The organism is uncultured Tateyamaria sp. (assembly GCF_947503385.1).
In the GTDB taxonomy this organism is placed as follows: Bacteria; Pseudomonadota; Alphaproteobacteria; order Rhodobacterales; family Rhodobacteraceae; genus Tateyamaria.
This window is the reverse complement of record NZ_CANNDO010000001.1, coordinates 1,001,597-1,023,591: the sequence shown is the minus strand read 5'-3', so window position 1 is coordinate 1,023,591 and position 21,995 is coordinate 1,001,597. Positions and strand designations below refer to the sequence as shown.

The window sequence follows — 21,995 nt, the reverse complement described above, 5'->3', positions numbered from 1 at the left end:
GCGCACCTTTTGTTCAAACCCGCCACGGGGCCGCTCTGTGCCTGATACGCGCATCACTGCCGCGCAGGTTGCGCGACGGGCCGGTGTCAGCCAGCCCACGGTCAGCCGTGTGTTCACACCGGGCGCGCGTGTGTCAGCCGACAAGGTCAAACTGGTGCAGGATGCAGCGCGCGAACTGGGGTACCGCCCCAATACGCTGGCCCGGTCTCTCAATACGGGTCGGTCCTTTACCATTGGCATCGTGCTCGCTTATCTGAAAAACCCGTTCTACCCCGAAGCCCTGCAAAAACTGTCCGAACGGCTGAGCGAGCGCGGATATCATGTGCTGGTCTTTTTCGCCGCCAACATGGCCGAAGAGGTCGACAGCGTGGTCGAAGGGCTGCTCGCCCATCAGGTGGACGGGATCATTCTGGCATCGACCAGCATGTCCAACCAGTTGACCGCGCGCCTGCGCGATCTGAACATGCCATTCGTTCTGTTCAACCGTGGTCAGGACGACCGCACATTGCCGTCCGTGACAGCAGCAAACTACGATGGCGGGCGGCTGGCCGGACAGTTCCTCGCCGCAGGCGGCCACAGCCGGATCGCCCATATCGCCGGTTGGAAAAAATCGGTGAACGGCAGAGACAGGCAACAAGGGTTCGTGGATGGGCTTGCTGCCCACGGCCTGACACCCTTTGCCGTTATCGACAGTCATTATCGCCGCAGCATGGCGATCACGGCGACACTGGATCTGTTCAGCGGTGCCGAGGTGCCGGATGCGATTTTTGTGGGCAATGATCACATGGCCTTTGCCGTGCTGGAAACGCTGCGGTGTGATCTTCGGCTTTGCGTACCGCGGGACGTTTCGGTCGTGGGATACGATGATGTGCCCATGTCCGCGTGGAAGACCTACGATCTGACCACCCTGCGCCAACCAGTGAACCGGATGGTCGAGGAAACGGTTTCTATGCTGCTGAGCATGATCGAGGATGGCGTGACGCCCAAGGGACGGGTGGAGATCGAAAGCGCGCTGGTCATTCGGGGCAGCGCGCGCGTGCCGGAAGGGTGGGCCGATGGTCCGATCTGACGCCGCGCACCGCCACGTCAAAGTCCCGGACCTGCGCCGTGGGCCGGTGCTCCCCCTACGATGCGGTCCGCAGTCGGATGCGTCCGTGCGGCGCAGTGCTGCGCACGGACGCGCTGGACGACCGACCTGTACAGAAGGCCTGTCAGAAAGCACGGCCATGCGTCGCTTTCACACCCATCGGCAAAGCCTGCGGTCCCGACGGCTGAACCTGCGGCCACCGAATTGACCGGCCCCTGCACCGCGACGCGCATCAATTCGAACCACAAAAGGCCACGACAATGACTTTGACCGACACAGCCCCCCGCATCGTCCGCTACGGCGAACTCAAACCCTGCAAAACCGCCTTTATCGACGCCCACACACCGGGCAGCGATCAAAAGGAGAACTTTACCATTATCGGTGGCGGAGTGTCAGAAAGCCCGGACCAGCACGTGCATATCCGCGACACGCCCGGCTTTAACATCGGTGCGGCGGGCCAGCCGCCACGGTGCCGCAACTCTCTGCACGATCACAACACCGCTGAGGCGTTCTTTGTCCTCAAGGGACGCTGGCGGTTTTTCTGGGGTCGGTGGGGCGACGCCGGCAAGGTGACGTTGGAGGAGGGCGACATTTTCAACATCCCCACCGGCATCTTTCGCGGGTTCGAAAACATCGGGACGGATTACGGGATGATCATGGCGTTCCTCGGCGGGGACGATGCAGGCGGAGGCGTGATGTGGGCGCCGCAGGTCGTCGAAGAGGCGGCAGCGCATGGGCTGATCCTTGGTGAAAACGGTGTTCTCTACGACACCAAAAAGGGGCAGACGCCGCCGCAGGATATCGCCCCCATGCCACTGATGCCCGAGGCAGAACTTGCCAAACGTGGCGAACCCACAACCGCCGACGTCGTTCCGCATTACGTCGCCCGCTATTGGGACTTGATGGCGCTGGCCGACCGTCAACCCGCCAAGGTGATCGGCCCGGATGCAATCCTGCGCGACCGTCCGGGCTTTGAAGTGGATTTCATCACACGCCGGTCCATTCCCGCAGACCAATACACCTGCAATGCCCCCGAAGTGCTGATGCCGATGAAAGGTCACTGGCATCTGGGCTGGGACGGCGGCGAAACCGTGCTGGCCCCCGGCGATACGTGCCTTGTGCCGGACGGTGTGGCGCGGTCCGTCGCCCCTTCGATGACGGGCGAGGCCTCACTGTACCGCATCAGACGCACGGACGATCCTGCGGGCAAGACAATGCCGCTGGGCTGATGCGTGATTCGCGTGTCTGGCGGCCCGGTTTGATGTGCGGTGAGGATGACCGCCCCTGCCCCGTGGCGCGTCATGAGAGGACGCACGAACTGATCCCGGGATCGACGCTCGCGATCATTCCGGGCGCGGGGCAGTTGCCGACATTGGAACAACCCGACTTTATGAACAGGACATTGAGCACATGGCTGACACAGTAATTCCCGACGACCTTCTGTCGCTCCTGCGATCAGTGGACACGCCCACTGTCTGCAACGCCATCGAGGTGGCGCAGGGCAGGCGCGGCTTTAACCGGTTCACCCGTGGCACGATGCAGCATTCCAAGCCCGGCGACCCCGCCACCGTTGGATTTGCCCGTACCGCCAAGATTTCCGGCCTTGCCCCGCCGACCGAAGAACCAGAGGCGATCCGAGCCCGGCGCATGGACTATTTCCGGTCCATGGCCGCGGGCAGCGGGCCGACCGCCGCCGTGGTGGAAGATGTCGATTATCCAAACTGCATCGCCGGGTGGTGGGGCGAGGTCCATGTCGCGGTCCACAAGGGCCTTGGCCTTGCTGGTGCGGTGACAAATGGTGTCATGCGTGATCTCGATGTGATCGACGACGGGTTCCCGGTTCTGTCCGGGTCCATCGGCCCCAGCCACGGCTTTGTGCATGTGGTCGAGATCGGAACACCCGTCAGCATCATGGGAATGCGCGTGGCGCAGGACGAGTTGATCCACGCCGACCGTCACGGCGCGTTGGTCATCCCGACCGATGTCATTCCATCGCTAAAGCAGGCCATCGAAACCGTGATCTCTTGCGAGGCCATCGTCTTGGGTCCCGCGCGCGCACCCGGTTTCGACATCGACACGCTGGAAGAGGTCTGGGCGCAATTCGAAAAAGCACGCACCTGATCGCGCCTGAAGGGCACAACAAACGCAAAGCCCAAAGCCTGTCCGCGATGGATCGGCAGGACGCCGCAATTTTTGGCCTGCCGGTCATCCGTCCTACGGTGCGCAGGCCCGTTGGAAAACGCACCCGCAAGATAGTTGAGTGCTTTCATGTGGTCCAAAACGATCCACCTCCGGCGCGATCCCGACCCATGTGCCGGATAGCGGGCACAAAGGCTTTGACATATATACGGGCCTGTCCGGGGGCATTCATCACGGGTCAGGTATTCCAGCCGAAACGTCACATATCTCAAGGCGACACGCACGCCGTCACCCCGAAGGACATCGCGTTTGGGCAATGGTCGCTCGGTCCCTATCCCCTTGTCGCGCCACGTTGTGACGGACACAAATCGTGCCGCAAGCGCAATCTGCACCGCCCGCCACCAACCCGATTGGGCGGGCTCACGCGCGGTCAGAACTTGGCAACAATGTTGATGAATGCGCCCTTGTCGTCATAGGTCAGGTCCGTCAGGTCGTCGCTGAAATTCGTAAAGTTGTAGCCAATCCCGAGCTTCACATTCTTGCCCACGTGCCGGTAGACGGCAGCCAGACCGCCAACCTCGGTTGTGCCCACGTCCCGCAAATCCAACGCGCGCAGCTCAAAAAGAGCGTCCCATTTGTCCAGCATATGCCACCGCGCGTTCATGATGCCCAGCACCGCATCGTTAGAGGTGTAGGCGTCCCCGCTGGTCGCGGCACTTTCGCTGAACCGTGCGCCGATCTTGCCGCCCACAGACCACGCTTTGGTCAGGTCATAATCGGCATCGAGGCTGAACACATGGCTGCGCTGCACCGGTCCGGGCACATCGCTGTCGCGCACCCGTTGTCCAAATTCGTCATCCAAATAGCGATAGCGAAACAGCACGTTCAACCGTTCGTCGTGGATCGGGCGATAGGCATAACCGACTGACAGATCAGTGAAATTTGCATCCGGGGCGATACCGCCATTGCCATCGGTGTCCGAAAGTTTGGCGTAGAACACCAGACGCTGGCTTTCGTCGATCTTGTAGCTGCCCGACCCGGTGAACAGCCACGTGTCGCTGTCGCGGGTGGAGGCGCTGCCCGTGCCGTCTTCCTTGCGGTATTCCAGCCGTGCCTTGCCCTCCCAGATGTCCGATTGGTACTGCACGCCCAAGGACAGCGCGTAGCGGTCAAAATTGCCATTCACCTCGTCACGCACCTGTCCCGTCTCGAACGCGGTCACAAAGGACAACCGTTCGGTCGGCTCGTAAGTGATGCCGTAAGACGAGGTCAGGCTGTTATAGCGGCCAAACCGGTCATAGGCGTTTTCGCCAAACATGGTGACCGTGCCGCTGACCTGCCGTTCACCGCCGACAATGAACCGGCCCTTGGACCGGCCCGTTTCGGCGCGGCTCAGCCCCGAAATCTCGCGGCTGGGGTCCAGTTCGTAGCCGAAATAGGTGTTGCCCGCCTCGCCCCGGTCATTGCGGATCAACAGACGCCCACCGGTGCCGCCGTCACCATCGGAAATCTCGCCCTCAAGCTCCCAGCTTTCGGCCCATTCCACGCGCCCACCCAGACCGACGCGGTCGTTTTCCTCAAGCGCGCCGGAGCGTTCCAGCGTTTCCTGAACATAGACGTACCAACTCAGCGTTTCCGACGGCTCAAAGCTCAGCCGGACAACGGCGTCGGTCCGCGACCCATCGCCGGACCCCGACACACCCTCGCGTTCAAGGTTTTCGAGGCCAAAACTCAGGGTCATCTGATCCGTCACGGCATAGTCTGCTTCGATCCCGCCTTCGCGGTCGATCTTGCCGCCATCCTGTTCAAAGCTGTCGAAATACAGCGCAATATCAAGCCGTTCGGTCGCCGCGACGTCCAGCGCAATGCCCCATAGCGTCTCGTCCGCCGTGGTCGAATAATCCAGCGTAGTGAAACCGGCTGTGCGTTCTTCGAAATAGGCGCTGATCGCCCCGTCAGCGTCGAGACCCAGATCGACAAGGGCCGCACGCCCCTCGATCCGGTAGGCTTCACCGCTGCCTGCGACCGCTGCGGCTTCGTCAAAGACGAGGCCACCGTCAGTCGACACATCAGAGCCAAAGCCCGGACCTTCGGATTGAGCGTATTCGAGGCTGAGGTAGGTGTCTTCGTTCACCTGATACCGCAGATCGACGCCAAAGGATTCTTGAGTGCCCGCAGGGGTCTGTTCGCTTTGGAGAGTGGCGCCAAAGCGCAGCCGGTCCGTCGCCCACAGCTCGCCGCGCGCGCCGTAGGCAAACGCATCAATGTCACCGGTGTCCGGGGTGAATTCATATTGCACCACAAGGTTCACATCCGCTGCGCCGCCCACATCCGTGACCACCAGCCCGTTGGACCCGGTGCCGGATTGCAGCGGCTCTTCGAGTGTGATGATGCCTTGGATGTGGTTGATGGTGTAATCGCGCCCGGCCACCAGCGTCTGGGTGGAAATCACCCGCCCCGTGGTGGCATCCCGCACCTGCACCAGCAGCGTTTCGGACCCGATGGTCAGGTCCTGACGGCTGAGAAAATACACCGACCCGCCGGTGCCCCGGAACACGTCGCGCTGGGTCAACGTATCCTGCTGCGCCGCATAGGCGTCCAGTTGCCAGCGCGCCTCGCCCTGCGATGTGACGTCCCGCGATTCCACATGCGCGCGCGCGCCGTACAGGGTGCGGTCATTGCGCAGATAGGTCGTGTTGGCGATATTGGCCCGCCAATCGCCCCAGATGGCGTAGTTGTTGTCCTTTTCGACCCGCAGATAGAATTTGCCGGATGTGGGCGTGTCATCGACCAGTGTGCTGTCGTCCCCATAGGTCGGATACAAATCGTCCGGGTCCAGCCGCAGAAAGGTCGAGCGTGGATCGCGTTCGCCCAGTCCCGAGAAAATCTCGTCCAGATCGCCTTCGCCCGTGTCCACCTGCGCGGTCAATTCCACGCCATTGGCAAAGCGGCCATTGAAATAGCCCGCGATACGGCCCTGCTGGTAGTAGTCGCGCCCGTCCAGATCGCTGTCGCTATAGCCCAGCGTCAGGTCCAGTTGCAGCGCGTAAAAGCTGTCCGAGCGCGGCACGTCGATCTCGCGCACCACGTCCACCGGTTCGGCGCCTGCGCCGCGCACCTGCACGCCAACCGCATGTGTGCCGGGCGGCAGGATGCGCTGGATAACGAATTCACCGCCTGGGCTGGGTGTGATCACCTCGCCCAATGTGCTGACCTGCGCGCCTGCGGCCACGCTGCTGCCCGATACGGTGACCGCACCGCCATAGACCGGGATGCGGCGGCGCGCGGTGGCGTCATTACCGTCCTCGACACCGTCCACAAGGTCGCGGTCGTCCCCACGGCTCAGACGCAGGGGCGCGGTTTCATCATAGCGCCCGCGCGCATCGTAGACCCGGTGCAGGGCCACGATATTGTCGCCTTCGGGCACCTCTACATTGACCTGACCATTGGGCGCGATGTCGTAACGCCCCAGCGTCTTGGGACCGCCGCGCGCGTTCAGGTCGAGGATCAGAACCTCGCCGCGCGTGACAAATCCGGGGTAGTTCAGCGCCGATTGCAGCGTAACAGTTTCACCCGCGCGGCGGGTATCATCGGGTCCGTCGATCTCAAGGTCGAGGCGCGGCGTGACGTCGAGCCCGTCATATTGCACGCGCACGTCGGCCCGTTCCAGCACCTCGTCAATGCGTTTGATCTGGCGTTCAAGAGCCGGGTCATTGCCCGCAACCCGGTCGCCGTTCAGCTGGATGACAAAACCGTCCTGTGCCAGCGCAGGCAGCGCGGTGGAGCCCAAAAGGAAAGCCGTTGTCGCGAAAATCCGGTTCATAGCAGTCACCCTCACTGCAACCGCCTGACGGATCGTTCGATATCCAACCTGTAGGTGCCCCGACCCTTCCACGCCTTGCGCAATTCCGCCTCGGCGGCGCGCAATCGGGCGCGCGCGGTGCCCACCGTTTCATCACTGCGGTAGTAGCGCAGCACGATGGCTGATGGTTCGTCCTGAATCTGTGTGACCAGCCCCAAAAGCCCCTGCACCAGCGCAGCACTGGGCGCATCTCCGGCAAAGGCGGTGGCGGTCAGGTCGATCTCCACCAGATTGCCAAGGCGCGCGCCAAAGTTCATCTCGACCATCTTGCCCGCCGTCACCCGCATCACACGCGGGTTCTCGGTTGTCACGCGGTAGCCTGTGGGCAGCGACCGGTCGTCCAGCTTCAGCAGGAAATTGGAGCCGATCCGCTGATCGGGCAGCAGCGCGCAAGGTACGTTGAAACGACCGAATTTGTCGGTGGTGATGATGTCGCCCCGTGGGGTCACCAGCTTGACCCCCGGCAGGCCCGGTTCGCCCCCATCCAGTTGGATTTGTTCAGGCGTCCATGTGTCGAGCATCCGGCGCACTGCGGCGGTATTGCCCTCGCGCCGGATCGTCTGGGGCGGGTCCTGATAGCCATCGGCGTTCAGGTCATCGAACACTTTGCCGATGATGTCACCGCAGTCGAACACCGCCTCGGGGCTGACCCGCAGCACCGCGGTGGCTGTGTTGGACACGCGCGACCCGTCCGGCCCGATCACATAGGCGTTGTTGATATATTCACCCGGCCCCCCGGTGAGGCGCGCGCTCAACTGTATCGTGACAAGTTCACCGGCTGTCAGTGTCTGACCCGGCCACGCGACGGCACGGCCCATCAGCGTGGGCGCAGGCGTTGCAGCCCCATTGAACGTGGCGGAGTCCGGCACATAGATAAGCCCCGGTGGCAATTGATCGACAAAGGTCAGACCGCTTTCCGCCGTGGTGTTGCGGTTCTCAAAGGTCAGTTCAAAGGTCACGACCGACCCGCGCTGCACGACACCGCCACTGATCAGCCGCTTGCCCGCGACAATATCCGAGGTGGGTTCGGAACTGCTCACCGTTGCGGATGCGGTCACCGCCGTTGCGATCCTGTCAGAGGTCAGCGTGGCCGTGTTGGTGCCGGCAGGCGACCCGGCGGCGGTGTCATATTGCACCGCGATGGTGACGATGCCCGTTTCGCCGGGGGCAAGAGACGTCCCCGCCGCCAAGGTGTTCAGCACGCTCTGTCCGTTGAACCCTCCATTGGCGCCACCGGTGGTGAAACCGGTTGCAACGGGCGTTCCGACCGCCGTCAGGGTCGCAGGCGCGACAAAGACGGTCAGATCGTCCTCCAGCACAAGGTCTGCTTGGGTGACATTGCCGGTGTTTTCCAGCGTCAGGGTAAAGACAACCTCGAACACCGAACCAAGGATGCGCGTCGGCACGCTTGCCTCCTTGCTCAGCGTCACGGAACTGATGGCCGGGATGGGCACCTGTGTCGGGTCGTTCAGCGTATTGCCATCGCCGTCGTCGCCATCATCGGACACATCCGCAATCGGCAGGCCCAACGGGTCCGTGCCTGTCGCCTGAAACACGTTCTGCACGCCGCCCGCATCGAAATCCTCTTGGGTGAGCGTATAAGCGACCGTCAGCGTCGTGCTGTCGCCTGCCCCCAACGCGGCGATGCCGCTTGGCGCCGTGCCGTTCAGCGACAATGGCGTTCCGTCCAGACGGGTGAGCGTGTCGGTAAAGACCAGATCGCGCAGCGTCACGTTGCCCAGGTTCTCGATCAAGATGTCAAAGGACACAGTTTCGCCGGGCGCGGTCGGTGCCGTCGTCTGGCTGGCAGAGGTTTTGGTCACCACCAGTTCCGGTTGCGGCGCGATCGCCAGAACGGTTGGGTCACTGCTGGTGTTGCCATCCGTATCGTCGCCGTCGTCGCCAGTATCGGTCACAGGCACGGACCCCGGACCGGGGCCCACGCCGCGCACCACCACCGCATTGGACAGGCCACCTGCATCCACATCTTCGGTGGTCAGGTCATAGGACACCCGCCAACGGGCCGCGTCCCCCGGAGACAGCGGATCCGCGATTGCCCCGACCGGCACCGCATTTTGCGTGCCAAGGGTGGACCCGTCGGCACGGCTCAGCGTGTCGGTGACGGACAGACCGGTGATGTCCACGTTGCCGATATTGGCCGCAGTGATTTCGAACACCACCGTGTCGCCCGCCTGCGTACCCGGCGTCACGACCACTTTGGTCACATCAAGGCGCGGATCGGGCGTGATCTCCACCACGGTGGGATCATCGCTCATGTTGCCGTCGCCATCGTCGCCGTCGTCGGACGTGTCGCTGACCGACCCGGAGCCCGCAGGCCCGTCCGCAGTGACCTGAACAGAGTTGCGCACGCCCCCTGCATTCAGGTCGGATTGCGTGATCCGGTAGGTGGCGCTGTATTCCCAGACCTCGCCCACATCCAACAGGCCGTCGATATTCGTGTCGCCTCCGACCAGCACAAAGGGCGTGGTCAGGAAGGTGGGCGCGCCGGTATTGATCCGGTTCATCGTGTCGGTGATGCCGGAGATGTCCAGCGTCACGTTCCCGGTATTGGCCACACGCAGCGCGTAGGTGAGGGTGGAGCCGGGTGTCAGGCTGGTGATGTTGGCGGTCTTGGTCGCCTCAAGCGCAGGCGCGCGCGCCGGACCCGGAGTTGTGATCGTGGCGCTTGTCGTCACGCTCCGTGTGCCTGACACGTCGCCTGCCGTCACCTCTGCCGTGTTGGCCAGCGATCCGCGATCCACGTCTTCTTGTGTCACCGTATAGGTCGCCGCGCAGCTTGTGCTGTTGGTCACACCCGGATCAAGCTGCGCAATCACACAGCTGAACCCCGGGATCAGCGGATCGGTCACAGTGACATCGACAAGGGTAAAGCGCGATGTGTTTTCGACCGCAAAACCATAGGACACCGTGCTGTCCACCGCGCCAAAGGGCGACGGCGTCGCCGTCTTGGTCAGGGCGAGGGTCAGCGGGTCGGTCAGTGGCCCCGGCACCGTTGCCGTGCTGGTGACAGGCGGCACGGCTGTGCCCGCCGGGGTCACGGCAGAGGCGGAGGCCGTGTTGCTGAACGTGCCCGCATCGACGTCCACCTGCGTGGTGACATAAGTCCCGGAACATGTGAGGTCAGCGCCCGGTGCAAGGGTCGCAGCGTCACAGACAAGGCTGGGGATCAACGGGTCTGTAACGTTGAGGTTGGACAGCGTCTGATTGCCGGTGTTGCGCAGCACGAAGTCAAAGGCAATCGTCTCTCCGACAGTGGCAAAGCTGGTGGCGGTGGTTGTCTTGGCCAGCGTGAACATCGGGTCGGTCGCCGCAGGCGTTGTGACCGATGACACATCCGAAATCACCGGCGCGGTCAGGCCACTGGCGCTGGTCTGGGCTATGGCTTCGTTCACCACCTGTCCCGCATCCAGATCGTCTTGGGTCACCAGATAGGCCGTGCTGGCATCCGTCTGGCAGGTCACGGTTTCGCCGGGGCGGAAATCGGGATCGCCACCCGTCCGGGCAAAGCAGACAAGCGGCGCAGACAGCAACGCGTCGTTGATCACCACATCGTTCACAAAGGCCAGTCCGCCCGTGTTCACCACGGTAAAGCGATAAAGCAGCTTGTCCCCGACCGCTTCGAAACCGCCCGCCCGCGCCGTGTCGCTGGCATCCGTCACCGCCAGCAGTTCCTTGGTGACGTCGAGAGCCGGGATCGCATTGTTCGGGATGGTCTCGGTCACTTGGGGCGACGTGGTGGTGCCGTCGCTGGCCGTGGCGAGGTTCGTGACAAGGGTCAGGTCCACATCGCCAGCGGTCACCGTATAGGTGCCTTGGCAGGCATAGGTGCCGCCCGGTGCGATACCGTCTGTCGGGAAGACGGGGCAGGTGATGTCACCCGCCGGGATCAGGTTGTCGGTGATGGTGATCGGTGCCGCGACCGTCGTGTTGCCGGTATTGGTCACGGTGTAGGTATAGTTGATAACAGCCCCCACAAAGAACTCGGTCGCGGGGTCAACGCTGTCGGCGACCTTATCCAGCGCCATCGCGGGGGTCTGGTTCGCTGGCACTGTCACGCTGTCGGTCTGTCCGGGCGCGGACCCGACAGCGGCGGAGGCCGCGTTCACAACCGCGCCTGTGTCAACGTCGTCTTGGGTCACCACGTAGGTTGTGGAGCAGGTGCGCGTCTCGGTCGGGGACCATGGAGCGGCGGCCGACACCGGGTCGCAGATGATCGGGTTGGTGATAATGGGGTCGGTGATCGTGATGGGGTCGATCAGGGTCACATTGCCCGTGTTGACCAGCGTGAACGTGTATTCGAGCACGTCGCTTGCGCTGTCAAAGCTCGCATCGGCTCCGGTATATGCCTTGTCAAAGGTAAAGGCGGGCGCGGGTGCGATGTCGAGCGCAGTGGGCGTGTCGTTCCCATCGCCGGGCACGCCATTGTCGGTGATATCCGTAACCGGTGGACCACGGGGCGGTGTGGCTGTGACCACGGCGGAGTTGCGAATGCCACCAGCGTCGATATCGGGCTGGATCAGCACATAGCTGGCCACGAATGTCGCGGTTTCGCCCACCACCAGCGTGCCCGCAGGCGAACCTGCGTCGTTGGAGGAAAATGTGGGGCCGGTCGCCAGCACAAGGCTTGTGCCGTCCTGTCGTTCAAGCGTGTCAGACGCGACACCCACACCGGTCAGGGTCACGTTTCCGGTGTTCTGCACCGTGATGTCAAAGGTGACGATGTCACCCACATCTGTGCCTGTGGACGTGACGGTCTTGAGCCCGGTGACTGCGGCCTGTGCAGGCAGTTCAAAGGTCGTCGGCGTGTCCGGTCCGTCACCGGCGATGCCGTTGTCGCTGAGGTCGCTCACCGGCGTGTCGCTTGGGTCTTGTGCCCGCACAAGAACCGCATTGCTGAGCCCGCCGCTGTCGATATCCGGCTGGGTCAAGGTGTAGGTCACCTGATAGGTCCACGCCTCGCCCACATCAAGGGCCACGCCGTCACCGGCGGTCAGGACAGGCACCGGCGCGGGCGTGATCGCCTGCCCGTTGCCGTTGCGCAAAGTGTCCGTCAGGCTCACGCTGTCCAGCGTGACATTGCCCGTATTGGTGATCGTGATGTCGAAGGTGACAGTATCGCCCACCCCGGTGCCGGTGCTGGCACTCACGGTTTTGAGCGCTGTGATTTCGGGCGCAGGGGCCGCGACGGTCACGGTCTGCGTGTCCTGCGCGCCGGGGGGTGTCAGGGTGCCGGGCGGTGTTGCGGTGCCGGACACCGCATTGGTGATGTCACTGCCATCATCCAGATCGGCCTGCGTGACCGTGTACGTGGCGGTCAGCGTCGCCTCGTCCCCCGGCAAAAGGCTGTCAATCACGCCACCGTTGCTTAGCGCCAGTGCGGTTGTTCCGGCAGCGCTGGTGTGCGCGTCGGTCAGGGTGATGTCGGTCAGGGTGACGTTGCCGGTGTTCACCACCCGGTAGCTGTAGGTCAGCACCTGATCGGCCACGACCTGCGTGGCGTCGTTCACGGTCTTGTCGATGGTGAAGGCAGGGCCTTGGGTCGCGGGTACGGTTTCGGTGGCCTCGGCCCGGTTCGGGTCACTTGGGTCAAAGGGCACTTCGCTGCTTTGCACCGTCGCGATGTTGGTCACACCACCATTGTCCACATCCGGCTGGGTGGTCAGATACGTGGCCGTGCAAACGATACTGGCCTGCGGGGCCAGCCCACCTGTAGGCAGCGCCGGGCAAGAGACGTTTGCAATTTTGTCATCGCTGACTGTCGGGGCGGCTGTCAGTGTCACATTGCCGGTGTTCGACACCCTGTAGCTGTAGGTGATCGTCTCACCCGGCGCGGCAAAGCTCGTCACGTCGGCGGTTTTGACCAGACTGAACGCAGGTTCGGCGGCGGGGCCACCCACGACCAGCGTGCCGCTGCCGTCCACAGGGTTGCCCGGATCGCTCACCGGGACCGCGCTTGCCCGCGCCACATTGGTCAGCGCGCCCGCGTCGATATCCTCTTGCGTGACGGTGTAGGCAAAGGTGCAGCTGCTGTCCTCATCCCCCGGAGCGAGGCTGGGCACAGTACAGCTTTCTCCCGGCACAAGGTCGTCGGTCACGGTTGTCGCGCTCAGCGTGATATTGCCCGAATTGCGCACGGTCACGGTGAACGCGATCTCCTGCCCGACGATGCTGAACGTGCTGTCGGGTTCTGTGATGCTCAGCGCTTTGGTCACGGTCACGGCAGGTGCGTCATCTTCCAGCGGGGCGGGAACCGAACCGGTGGCGGTCACAGGTGCTCCTGCGGGCGTTGTCCCTTGCGCGGTTGCCGTGTTGACAAGGGTCTGATCGTCCACGTCATCCTGCGTGATGGTGTAGTCCCCTTCGCACAGCACCTGCGCACCCGGTGCAAGGGTGATGGGCAGGGTCACGGAGGCGCCGGTATTGCTTGCCCCCTGAAAACAACGGAGCGTGGCCAGCATCGGGTCACTGACTTCAACGCCGTTCACCGTTGTGTCGCCGCTGTTGGTGGTCAGGATCGCGTAAACGATGGCGTCGCCTGCCCCGGCGGGGTTGGGGCCGCCGGACACGGATTTCGCAACCGCCAGGGCCGGGTCGTTGACCGCGGACACCGTCACAGTGGCGGCGGGTGATTGCACCGCTTGCCCGCCAAACAGGGTGTTTGCGGTGGCCACGTTGGTGACGAACCCGCCCGTCTGGCCTGCGTCCACGGCATCAAGGTCATCCTGCGTCACCGTGTAGGACGCGGTGCAGGTGATGGATTGGCCCACCCGCAACTGACCACCCGGCGTCGCCGGGCATGTCACCGCTGTGCGGTCATCAGTGACCGTAATCGGGTTGGCAAAGGCCGGCGCAGGCGATCCGGGCGAGGTGTTGGTCACCACATATTCATAGTCAATCGTATCCCCCACCGCCGTGAAGGCGCTTTGCAACGCGGTCTTGACGATGCTCAAGGCCGGGGTGGCACCTGTCGGTACGGTCTCCGCCTCGGGGTTCGATGTCACCCCACCGGATGTGGCCGTGGCATTGTTCGTGACGCTGCCCAGCTGAATGTCCTGAAGGGTGAGGACATATTCACCGGTATAGGTGACGGTGTCGCCCGGTTCCATCCCGCCTGCGGGGAACGGGGCGTCGATTGTGATGGCGGCGGCACTGATCAGGTTGTCGTTGACCACGGGCTGCGTGGTGATCGTTGTGTTGCCCGAATTGGTCACCGTGTAGCGGTAGACGACCGTGTTGCCAGCGGCAAAATCCCCCACCACCGGCGGCGGAGTTGCATTGCGGATCGTCACAAAATCCTTGCGCATGGTCAGCGCAGGCGTCTGCACCGCCGGAACAGTCAGCGTGTCGCTGCTGGCCGGCACGGACCCGCCCCCAAAGGTTGAGACCGGGCTGGCGGTGTTGACCACCTCTCCGTCGTCAATCGCGCCCTGATCGGCGGTCCAGACGAGGGTGCAGGACAGGCTGGCACCGGGCGCCAGATCGGTGTCTGAACAGAACTGCGCCACGCCGCCCGCAATCTTGTTGTCGCTCACGTTGATCGTGTCGGTGATCGTGACGTTGCCGCTGTTGGTGACAGTGTATTCATAGGTGATCTGATCGCCGATTGCCGTAAAGCTGCTGGCGGACGTGCTGGCCAATGCCTTGGAGATCGACAGGCCGGGCGACTGCGCGGCAGTCACAACTTCGGTCTGCGGCGGTGTCGTCGCTGTGACCGTGGTCGGGCCGCCGGGGGTGTCGGGCACCACGGGCTGCGTCACGCTGGCAGTGGCGGTGTTGGTCACGCTGCCCGCATTCAGATCGGTCTGTGTCACCGTGTCCGTTGCCGTGCAGGTCAGCGTGGCGCCGGGGGCCAGCCCGCCCAACGGCAGGGCCGGACAGGTCACCGAAATGCGGTTGTCAGAGATGGCAACCGGCTCGGTCAGCGTCACGTTGCCTGCATTGGTCACGACATAAGAATAGGTGAGCGTATCGCCCACGGCCGCGAACCCGGCCCCGGCTGTCGCTGTCTTGGTCATGGTGATGGCAGGGGCCTGTGACGGGCCTGTCAGTGTCACGCTGTCAGTGGCGCTGACGGCAGTGCCGCCGGGGGCGTCACCGGTCACCTGCACCTCGTTGGTCAGAAACCGCGCATCCAAATCCGATTGCTGCACCGTATAGCTGTCGCCAAGGGCCAAACCGCCGCTACAGGTGGTCGTGGACGCGCCCGGTGCCAGATCATCCAGCGCGCAGGTGAACCCGGTCAGGTCATCGGTCAGCACCAGATTGCCAATGGTCACATTGCCGTCGTTGAACACGGCGAATGTGTAGGCTTTGCTGCTGGTTGCAGCCCCAAAGGTGCCGAGCCCGTCAGTCTCGGTCTTCACCACCCGCAAGATCGGGTTTGCAGCGGCGACTGACACGCTTTCGTTGCCGGTCGCCGTGGGCGGCGTCACCCCGGCGGGCGGCGTGCCGGTGCCGCTGACCGTATTGGTCAGTGCAGCACCTGCATCAATGTCGTCTTGGGTGACGGTGTACGTGGCTGACAGGGTCACGGTGTTGCCGGGCGCGATGCTGCCTGTGTCGCCCCCGCCCGAGATGGCGAGGGATTGCGTGCCCGCAGCACTCACATGTGTGTCGGTCAACGCGACGTTCGACAGGGTGACGTTGCCCGTGTTCGTCACCCTGTAGCTGTAGGTCACGACCTGCCCAGCCACCACGTTCACCGCGTCATCGGCCTGTTTGTCGATGGTAAAGGACGCATCCCGGCTGGCAGCAGGCACCGACGATGTGCTGGTGTCCCCCGACGTGCCGGGCGCGGCAACGGTCGCGATGTTGTTGACCGCCCCCGCGTCCAGATCAGCCTGCGTGACGGTGTAGACCGCCTGACAGGATGTGCTGTCCGTTGTGCTGGGCGCAAGCACCGGGATCGAACAGCTGAACGAGACAAGCGGGTCCGTGACCACGATGTCGGTCAGCGTTTGCGTGCCGGTGTTCGCGACGGCAAAGCTAAAGCGGATTTGATCGCCCACCGCGTTGAACGCACTCACATTCGCGGTCTTCGACAGGTCCACCGACTGCGTGGCCGCCGCCGGGTCGATGGGCGTCACTTCGGTGTCGCTGGCTGGGTCCAACGTCTCGCCGGTGCTCGACATGCCATTGACTGTGGCGGTGTTCGTTATGGTTTCTGCATCCACATCCGCTTGCGTGACGGTGTAGGTGCCGATGCACTGCTGGGTGGCGCGAGGCCCGATATCCGTCAAATCACAGGACAGACCCGGGATCAGCGGGTCGGTCACGGTTGCGGTGGCGATGGTCTGCTCGGTGCTGTTGGTGACGCGGAACTCATAGGTGATCTGCTCGCCCACGCTGCTGAACTGCGCCGGACCGACCTTGTCGAGCGTAAAGGCCGGGGTGATTGCCACTGGCACTGTCGACTGCGCCGACGGAGACACAACCGTGAACGGATTGCCGCCATTGGTCCGTGTAAACTGCGCTGTGGCGGTGTTCACCACCTCGCCCGCATCAAGCTCGTCCTGCGTCGGGTTGGTGGAGCCGGTGCAGGTGATCGAATTCGGCGTGCCCTGCCCCACCGGGAAAATACGCTGGGTCTGCGTACAGGCAACAGGGCCGATGCGCGGGTCGTTGATCGTGATCGTGCGCGGCGTGCCGATGGACCGGTCGCCCACATTGGTGACGGTGAAGGTGTAAGTAATCACGTCCGACAGGCTGGACACAGACGCCAGATCGGCCACCTTGGTCAGTTCAATCGCGTCCGTGCCGTTCTGCGGTACGGTTTCCGTGTCGGCGTTGGATGTGGTGGTACCGTCCGTGGCGGTCGCCGTGTTGGTGACAAAGCCCAGATCTTCGTCCGCCACGGTCACCGTATAGATCGCCTGACAGGTCCGCATGTCATTCACGGCCAAATCCGCCGATCCACAGTCAATCGGCCCTGTGATCCGGTCATCGCTGACCGTCAGCGGCCCGGTAAAGGTGGTGTTGCCGGTGTTGCGCACCTCGTAGGTATAGGTGACCGTCTGCCCTTCGAAGAAATCAACCGGTGCCACCACCGGTGCCTGCTTGTCGAGGGTCAGTTCAGGCATTTGGTCCGCGTCGACCGTCAATTGTTGCTGGTCGCTGGTGACCTCGGTCGCGTTCGGATCATCACCCGCAGCGGTGGCGATATTGGTGACGCCGCCTGTGTCCACGTCGCCTTGGGTCGTCAGGTAATTGTCGGACGTACAGGTGACCGACGTGCCCGGCAGGATTTCGGTGGCCGCGCAGGTCACACTCACCTTTTCATCGGTCACGCGCGGCGTGGTCAGGGTGACGTTGCCGGTGTTGGTCAGCACGTAGTCGTAGATCAGCGTGACGTTCGGCGCGTCAAAGCTGGTGGCGCTGCCGGAGTTCAGCTGTTTGACCATTGTGAGGCCGGTTGTTTGCACCGACGGAACGGTCACATTGCCCGTGGCGCTGACAGTTGTGCCGCCGACGGTGATGCTTGCCGTCGCCTCGTTAAAGACTTGGCCCGCGTTTACGTCATCCTGTATCACCGTGTAATCCGCCGAACAGATCACCGCGCCGTTGGGCGGGATGGCCCCCGGCGGGCAGCTGACCGTGCCCCCTGCGTTGGTGATCAAATCATCGGTGATGCTGGGCGGGCCGGGCCATGTCACATTCCCGAGGTTGGTCACCTCGATCCGGAACTGCAGCACGTCATCGCGCGCATCGAAATTCTGTTGCAGCGCCGTTTTGGTCACGTCGATCACCGGTGCCGCCGCAGGGCCGTCCACGGTTTCGGTCACCGTGCGCGTCAGGGTCGCACCGCCCCGGTCCTGCCCCACCGCCGTTGCGGTGTTGGTCAGTGGCGTTCCGCTGACCGCAAAAGCGTCCAGATCAGCTTGTGTAACCGTATAGCTGGCCGCGCAGGTCAGCGTCTCGTCGGGCAGCAGTGTCGCCTGCGCACAGCTGAGCGTCGGGATGCGATCGTCGCTGACGGACAGGTCGGTCAGCGTGGTGTTGCCCGTGTTTTCGACCGTGTAATCATAGCTGATCACCTCACCGACGGTCGAAAACGTCGTCTGACCGGCCAGCTTGGTCACGGTCATGTCGGGGGCCGCCGTGGGTCCGGGCAATGTCACAGTGTCCTCGACCGCGCCCAACTGACCGAACTCCGGATCGCCATTGGCGCGGGCCACGTTCTTTAGGCTGCCATTGTCGATATCCGCTTGGGTCACGGTATAGGTGGCTGTACAGGTCGCCACCTCGGCCGAGCCGCCGCCGGTGGTTTCGTTGATCGTCGTGGTGTCACAGCTGACGGTGCCGCCTTGCGCGTCGACCTTGTCATCGAACACGGTGAGATTGTTGATATTCACCGATCCGATATTCGTGACCGTGTAAGTGTAGCTGATCACGTCGCCCACGTCGGTGTAATCCGTTGCGGTGGTCGTCTTTTCGAATTCGTAACCGGGCGCAATTGTGCGCAACGCCTCATTGCTCAGGCTATTGCCCCGACGAAAGTCCCAATAGTTGTCATCGGGGTCATCATCCAGAACCTGCGTGGTCGTGCGTCCTGTCGTCAGCAAACTGTTGAGCAGGGTCGGATTGCTGGATGCAAACCAGCCGGTGTTGAACGTGTTGTTGCCGAACCCGGTTCCGAACCCCTGACTGCTGGTGCCTGCATTGTTGGTGCGTTCGGTTGTCAGCCCCGACCAGTTGCCCACATTCACCCCGTTGAGGATCAGGCTGATGTCGTTTTCGTCAAAGCCGCCGGGCTGCGTGTCGCCGTCATAGGCGGAAAAGCGAACATAGACCCGCGCAATCGCGCCGCCGAAATAGTCCGTGCACGACCGAATGCCGCAATCCAGCGGGATGGGATCGTTGATCGTGAACGGATTGCCCCGAAACCGCGTTGGCCGTCCGTTCGAATTGCGCCCACGGAACGCCCCGTTCGGATCGCTGAACTGGTAGTAGATCTGGCCGTTCACGCCCTCCATGACGATGACGACACCGCCAGCCTCGGGATAAGCGCTTGGCAGCGTGATGTTCGTGTTGGGCACGTTGGTGGTGAATGTCGTGGCGTGGGACGGGGGTGTGGCGGACACCAGCGAAACAACAGCAGCAATGACCGCACCCGCGGCAGCTTTGAGCTTTGACATCTTCATCCCTCACGCACGGCTTTTGCCGTTTTTTATTCGTGCTCCGGCGCGTGGGCCGGCTGAGCATGACATGCATTCGTGCCAATCCGCCTGTCATGTGCATTAACTTTTTTACACAATCATGGGGAAAACGGCTGTTTTGTTGTCATCTGTTACGAAGAGGGCACACGCTCTGCGGGATAATGCACGAATTTGCTTTCGATAACAGCAACATACGACACCGAATGCCCGCCCGCAAACGTCACGCAAATCGCCCCATGATACCGCCTCAACACGCGCCTGCCCCGCCTGTCTGATCCTCTCGAACAGGCGCAAACAGGCCGTGCTACCATTGCGCGCGCGATCCATGCGCAGACTGCTGGACACGAGGCAAACAATGCAAACTCGCAGAGTGTAAAAGTCCCGCAGCGCGGGCTGGCCTGTGGTCTGCATGTCGATGCGTGAACGCTTGTCCGGGTGGGCAGGTGCAACGGTGGTCCGGGTGCCGTCGCAAACCAAAGCCCTCTCAGCCCGGCACCGCCTCACAACACAGGCTCGATCGCCTCGCGAAAAAACCGCAGGCCACGCATGTCGGGTCAAATGTGGCGATCCCTGAAGGACTCGAACCCTCAACCTGCTGATTAGAAGTCAGCTGCTCTATCCAGTTGAGCTAAGGGACCGCTGGCCTTGTCATGCCGCAGTGCCGCCGACAGGGCAAGCGTTCAGAGGCGACGGGTCATAAAAACGCTGAGCGGGTCCAGCACATAATCCCCGAACGGGGGACAGTCCTGAAACCCATGCGCTTCGTACAGGGCGCGCGCGGCCGCAAACGCCTGTGCTGAACCTGTCTCAAGGCTCAACCGCGTTAGCCCCTGCGCCCGCGCCGCGTCAAACAGCGCGGCCAGTATTGCACGCGCCACCCCTTTGCCGCGCGCCTCTGCGGCGGTGTGCATCGACTTTAGCTCGCCATGATCGGGACCAATCACGGCCAGCGCCCCCACGCCCAGCACCTTGTCCCCTTCGCGCGCCGCAAACAGCGTTACACCGCAGTCCGACAGGGTGTCGGGCGCCATGACATGACAGCTTTCTTCGGGAGAAGTCGACCGCATCAAGTCGAAGTGGCGCGTCAGCAACGCGGCCACGTCCGGGGTGCGGGGCGTATCGCGGGTGACGGTTAGTGCGTCCATACCCCACGCCGGTTCGTGGCAAAGTTGTCGCCGTATCCGCCGGGGCGGATGTTGGCCTTGCGCTTGTTCGGCTCTTGCACCAGCGCGTCGATCCCATGCTCTTTGGCATAGTCCAGTGCCGCCGCTTTGCTGTCAAAGCTCATGCGCACCTGCGCCTGCGTGTCCGACGACGACGTCCACCCCATCAGCGGGTCCACCGACCGTGCGGAAGCAGGCGCGAATTCCAGCACCCAATGCTTGGTCTTGGCCGTGCCCGAGGACATGGCCGTCTTGGCCGGCTGGTAGATGCGTGCGCGCATTGAATGGCTCCTGACGTTCTAATCCTGTATATCGGAAATTCGCCCTGTCCCCGCAAGATGCGAATTGTCTCAGATCGTAAAGAGGCCATATCAGACTGATGCATGATGCCGTCCCTCTCATTGAATGGGTCCTGACCGACGGGCGGATGCAGGGCCTGAAGGCCCTGACCGATGGTCTGGGTCCACGTCTGCGGGATGCAGGTGTGCCGCTGATGCGCCTGCGCATGGGGATGCGCACCACCCACCCCCTGATTGCCGCGGTCAGCTATATCTGGGACCCCGACGGGACCGATGACACCAATCAGGACCAGTTGCGCACCGGGCACGGCATGGAAACCCGCACCACCTATGTCGGCAGCCCGATGGAGATCATCGCCACCAGCCAAGCGCCCTATCGCCGCCGTCTTGACGACAGTCTGGGGCCGGATGATCACCTTGTCCTGCACGAATTGCGAGATCGCGGTGCCTCCGACTGGTACGGCAGGCCCATGCCCTTTGCCACCGGATCGTTCGGCATGGTCATCTTTGTCGCTGACGGGCCCGGCTTCAGCGATGCGGACATCGCGCTGCTCGACACCCTGTCGGACGTGCTGGCCCCCGTGGTCGAGGCGCGCCGCCACGACCACCTCGCCACAGCCATTGCCACCAGTTACCTCGGCCCGCGCACGGGCCGCCGGGTGCTGGACGGGCAGATCACCCGCGGCGACATCGAAACGACCCAAGCCGCGATCCTGTTTTCCGACATCCGGGGTTGGACCGCGCTCAATGCCTCTGAACCGCCGGACCGCGTGCTGAATATCGCCAACCGTTATTTCGAGGTGATGTCAGACGCCATAGACGGCAGCGACGGCGAGATCCTCAAGTTTATGGGCGACGGTATTCTGGCGATGTTTCCCGCTGACGGGACCGAGGCGGGCAAGGTGCAGGCCTGCCGCGCCGCGCTCAGCGCGGCACAGGCGGGCCTTGGCATCGCGGCGCTGGCCGAATTGCCCGTGCCCTTTGGCACCGGCATCCATTACGGTGCGCTGCTGTATGGCAATGTCGGTGCCCGCGAACGGATCGATTTCACCGTGCTGGGCCAGTCGGTGAACATCGCCGCGCGGGTCGAGGCGTTCTGCGGCAGGCTGGGCGCGCCCATCTTGGTGTCCGACACGGTGGCGCAGGCGGTGGGTCAGGACATGGTCCACGTCAGCACTGAACCGCTCAAGGGGCTGGACGCGCCCATGCCTCTCTTTGCTCCTGCCAGAATCTGACAACAGCGCCCTTGCGCGTTCGGGTCACTGCGCC

At 63.1% G+C, this 21,995-nt stretch carries 8 protein-coding genes and 1 tRNA gene; 4 read left to right on the top strand and 5 right to left on the bottom strand.

Translation table 11 applies throughout. From position 1 onward, the window contains the following. Positions 1-37 precede the first annotated feature (37 nt). From Q1A85_RS04990 to Q1A85_RS04980, 3 genes are all read left to right on the top strand, one after another. Positions 38-1,069, top strand: a complete 1,032-nt coding sequence (locus Q1A85_RS04990) for a LacI family DNA-binding transcriptional regulator (protein WP_299685948.1) — start codon at positions 38-40, stop codon at positions 1,067-1,069. 278 nt (positions 1,070-1,347) lie between these two features. Then, complete coding sequence (locus tag Q1A85_RS04985) at positions 1,348-2,316, top strand: cupin (RefSeq protein ID WP_299685946.1); 969 nt, start codon at positions 1,348-1,350, stop codon at positions 2,314-2,316. A 181-nt stretch (positions 2,317-2,497) separates the two neighbouring features. Continuing rightward, positions 2,498-3,208 (top strand): RraA family protein, encoded by a 711-nt coding sequence (locus Q1A85_RS04980; RefSeq protein ID WP_299685943.1) that lies wholly within the window; start codon positions 2,498-2,500, stop codon positions 3,206-3,208. A gap of 448 nt (positions 3,209-3,656) precedes the next feature. Here Q1A85_RS04980 and Q1A85_RS04975 read toward each other — a convergent pair whose 3' ends face one another. The 5 genes from Q1A85_RS04975 to Q1A85_RS04955 all read right to left on the bottom strand — a co-directional run bounded on the left by Q1A85_RS04975 (position 3,657) and on the right by Q1A85_RS04955 (position 20,708). Further along, a complete protein-coding gene (locus tag Q1A85_RS04975) occupies positions 3,657-7,049 on the bottom strand; it encodes a hypothetical protein (protein WP_299685938.1) in 3,393 nt (1,130 codons plus the stop codon). Positions 7,050-7,060: 11 nt separating this feature from the next. Continuing rightward, entirely contained in the window at positions 7,061-19,243 is a 12,183-nt protein-coding gene (locus tag Q1A85_RS04970) for a hypothetical protein (RefSeq protein ID WP_299685935.1), read from the bottom strand. Between the two features lie 582 nt (positions 19,244-19,825). Beyond that, positions 19,826-19,902, bottom strand: a tRNA-Arg gene (locus Q1A85_RS04965). A gap of 42 nt (positions 19,903-19,944) precedes the next feature. Next, on the bottom strand, positions 19,945-20,409 hold the full coding sequence (locus Q1A85_RS04960; protein WP_299685932.1) for a GNAT family N-acetyltransferase: 465 nt from the start codon (positions 20,407-20,409) through the stop codon (positions 19,945-19,947). Further along, positions 20,397-20,708, bottom strand: coding sequence for an ETC complex I subunit (locus Q1A85_RS04955; protein WP_299685928.1), 312 nt, complete (start codon positions 20,706-20,708; stop codon positions 20,397-20,399). Before Q1A85_RS04955 ends, Q1A85_RS04960 begins: the two co-directional genes overlap by 13 nt. 98 nt (positions 20,709-20,806) lie before the next feature. On the opposite strand from Q1A85_RS04955, the gene Q1A85_RS04950 reads away from it, so the two are divergent. Continuing rightward, entirely contained in the window at positions 20,807-21,961 is a 1,155-nt protein-coding gene (locus tag Q1A85_RS04950; RefSeq protein WP_299685925.1) for an adenylate/guanylate cyclase domain-containing protein, read from the top strand. The last annotated feature ends 34 nt before the right edge of the window (positions 21,962-21,995 follow it).

Excerpts from the sequence above, each read along its gene's own strand:
- Q1A85_RS04985 (WP_299685946.1), top strand. The coding sequence starts at position 1,348 with ATGACTTTGACCGACACAGCCCCCCGCATCGTCCGCTACGGCGAACTC.
- Q1A85_RS04980 (WP_299685943.1), top strand. The coding sequence starts at position 2,498 with ATGGCTGACACAGTAATTCCCGACGACCTTCTGTCGCTCCTGCGATCA.
- Q1A85_RS04975 (WP_299685938.1), bottom strand. The coding sequence starts at position 7,049 with ATGAACCGGATTTTCGCGACAACGGCTTTCCTTTTGGGCTCCACCGCG.
- Q1A85_RS04970 (WP_299685935.1), bottom strand. The coding sequence starts at position 19,243 with ATGTCAAAGCTCAAAGCTGCCGCGGGTGCGGTCATTGCTGCTGTTGTT.
- Q1A85_RS04960 (WP_299685932.1), bottom strand. The coding sequence starts at position 20,409 with ATGGACGCACTAACCGTCACCCGCGATACGCCCCGCACCCCGGACGTG.
- Q1A85_RS04955 (WP_299685928.1), bottom strand. The coding sequence starts at position 20,708 with ATGCGCGCACGCATCTACCAGCCGGCCAAGACGGCCATGTCCTCGGGC.
- Q1A85_RS04950 (WP_299685925.1), top strand. The coding sequence starts at position 20,807 with ATGCATGATGCCGTCCCTCTCATTGAATGGGTCCTGACCGACGGGCGG.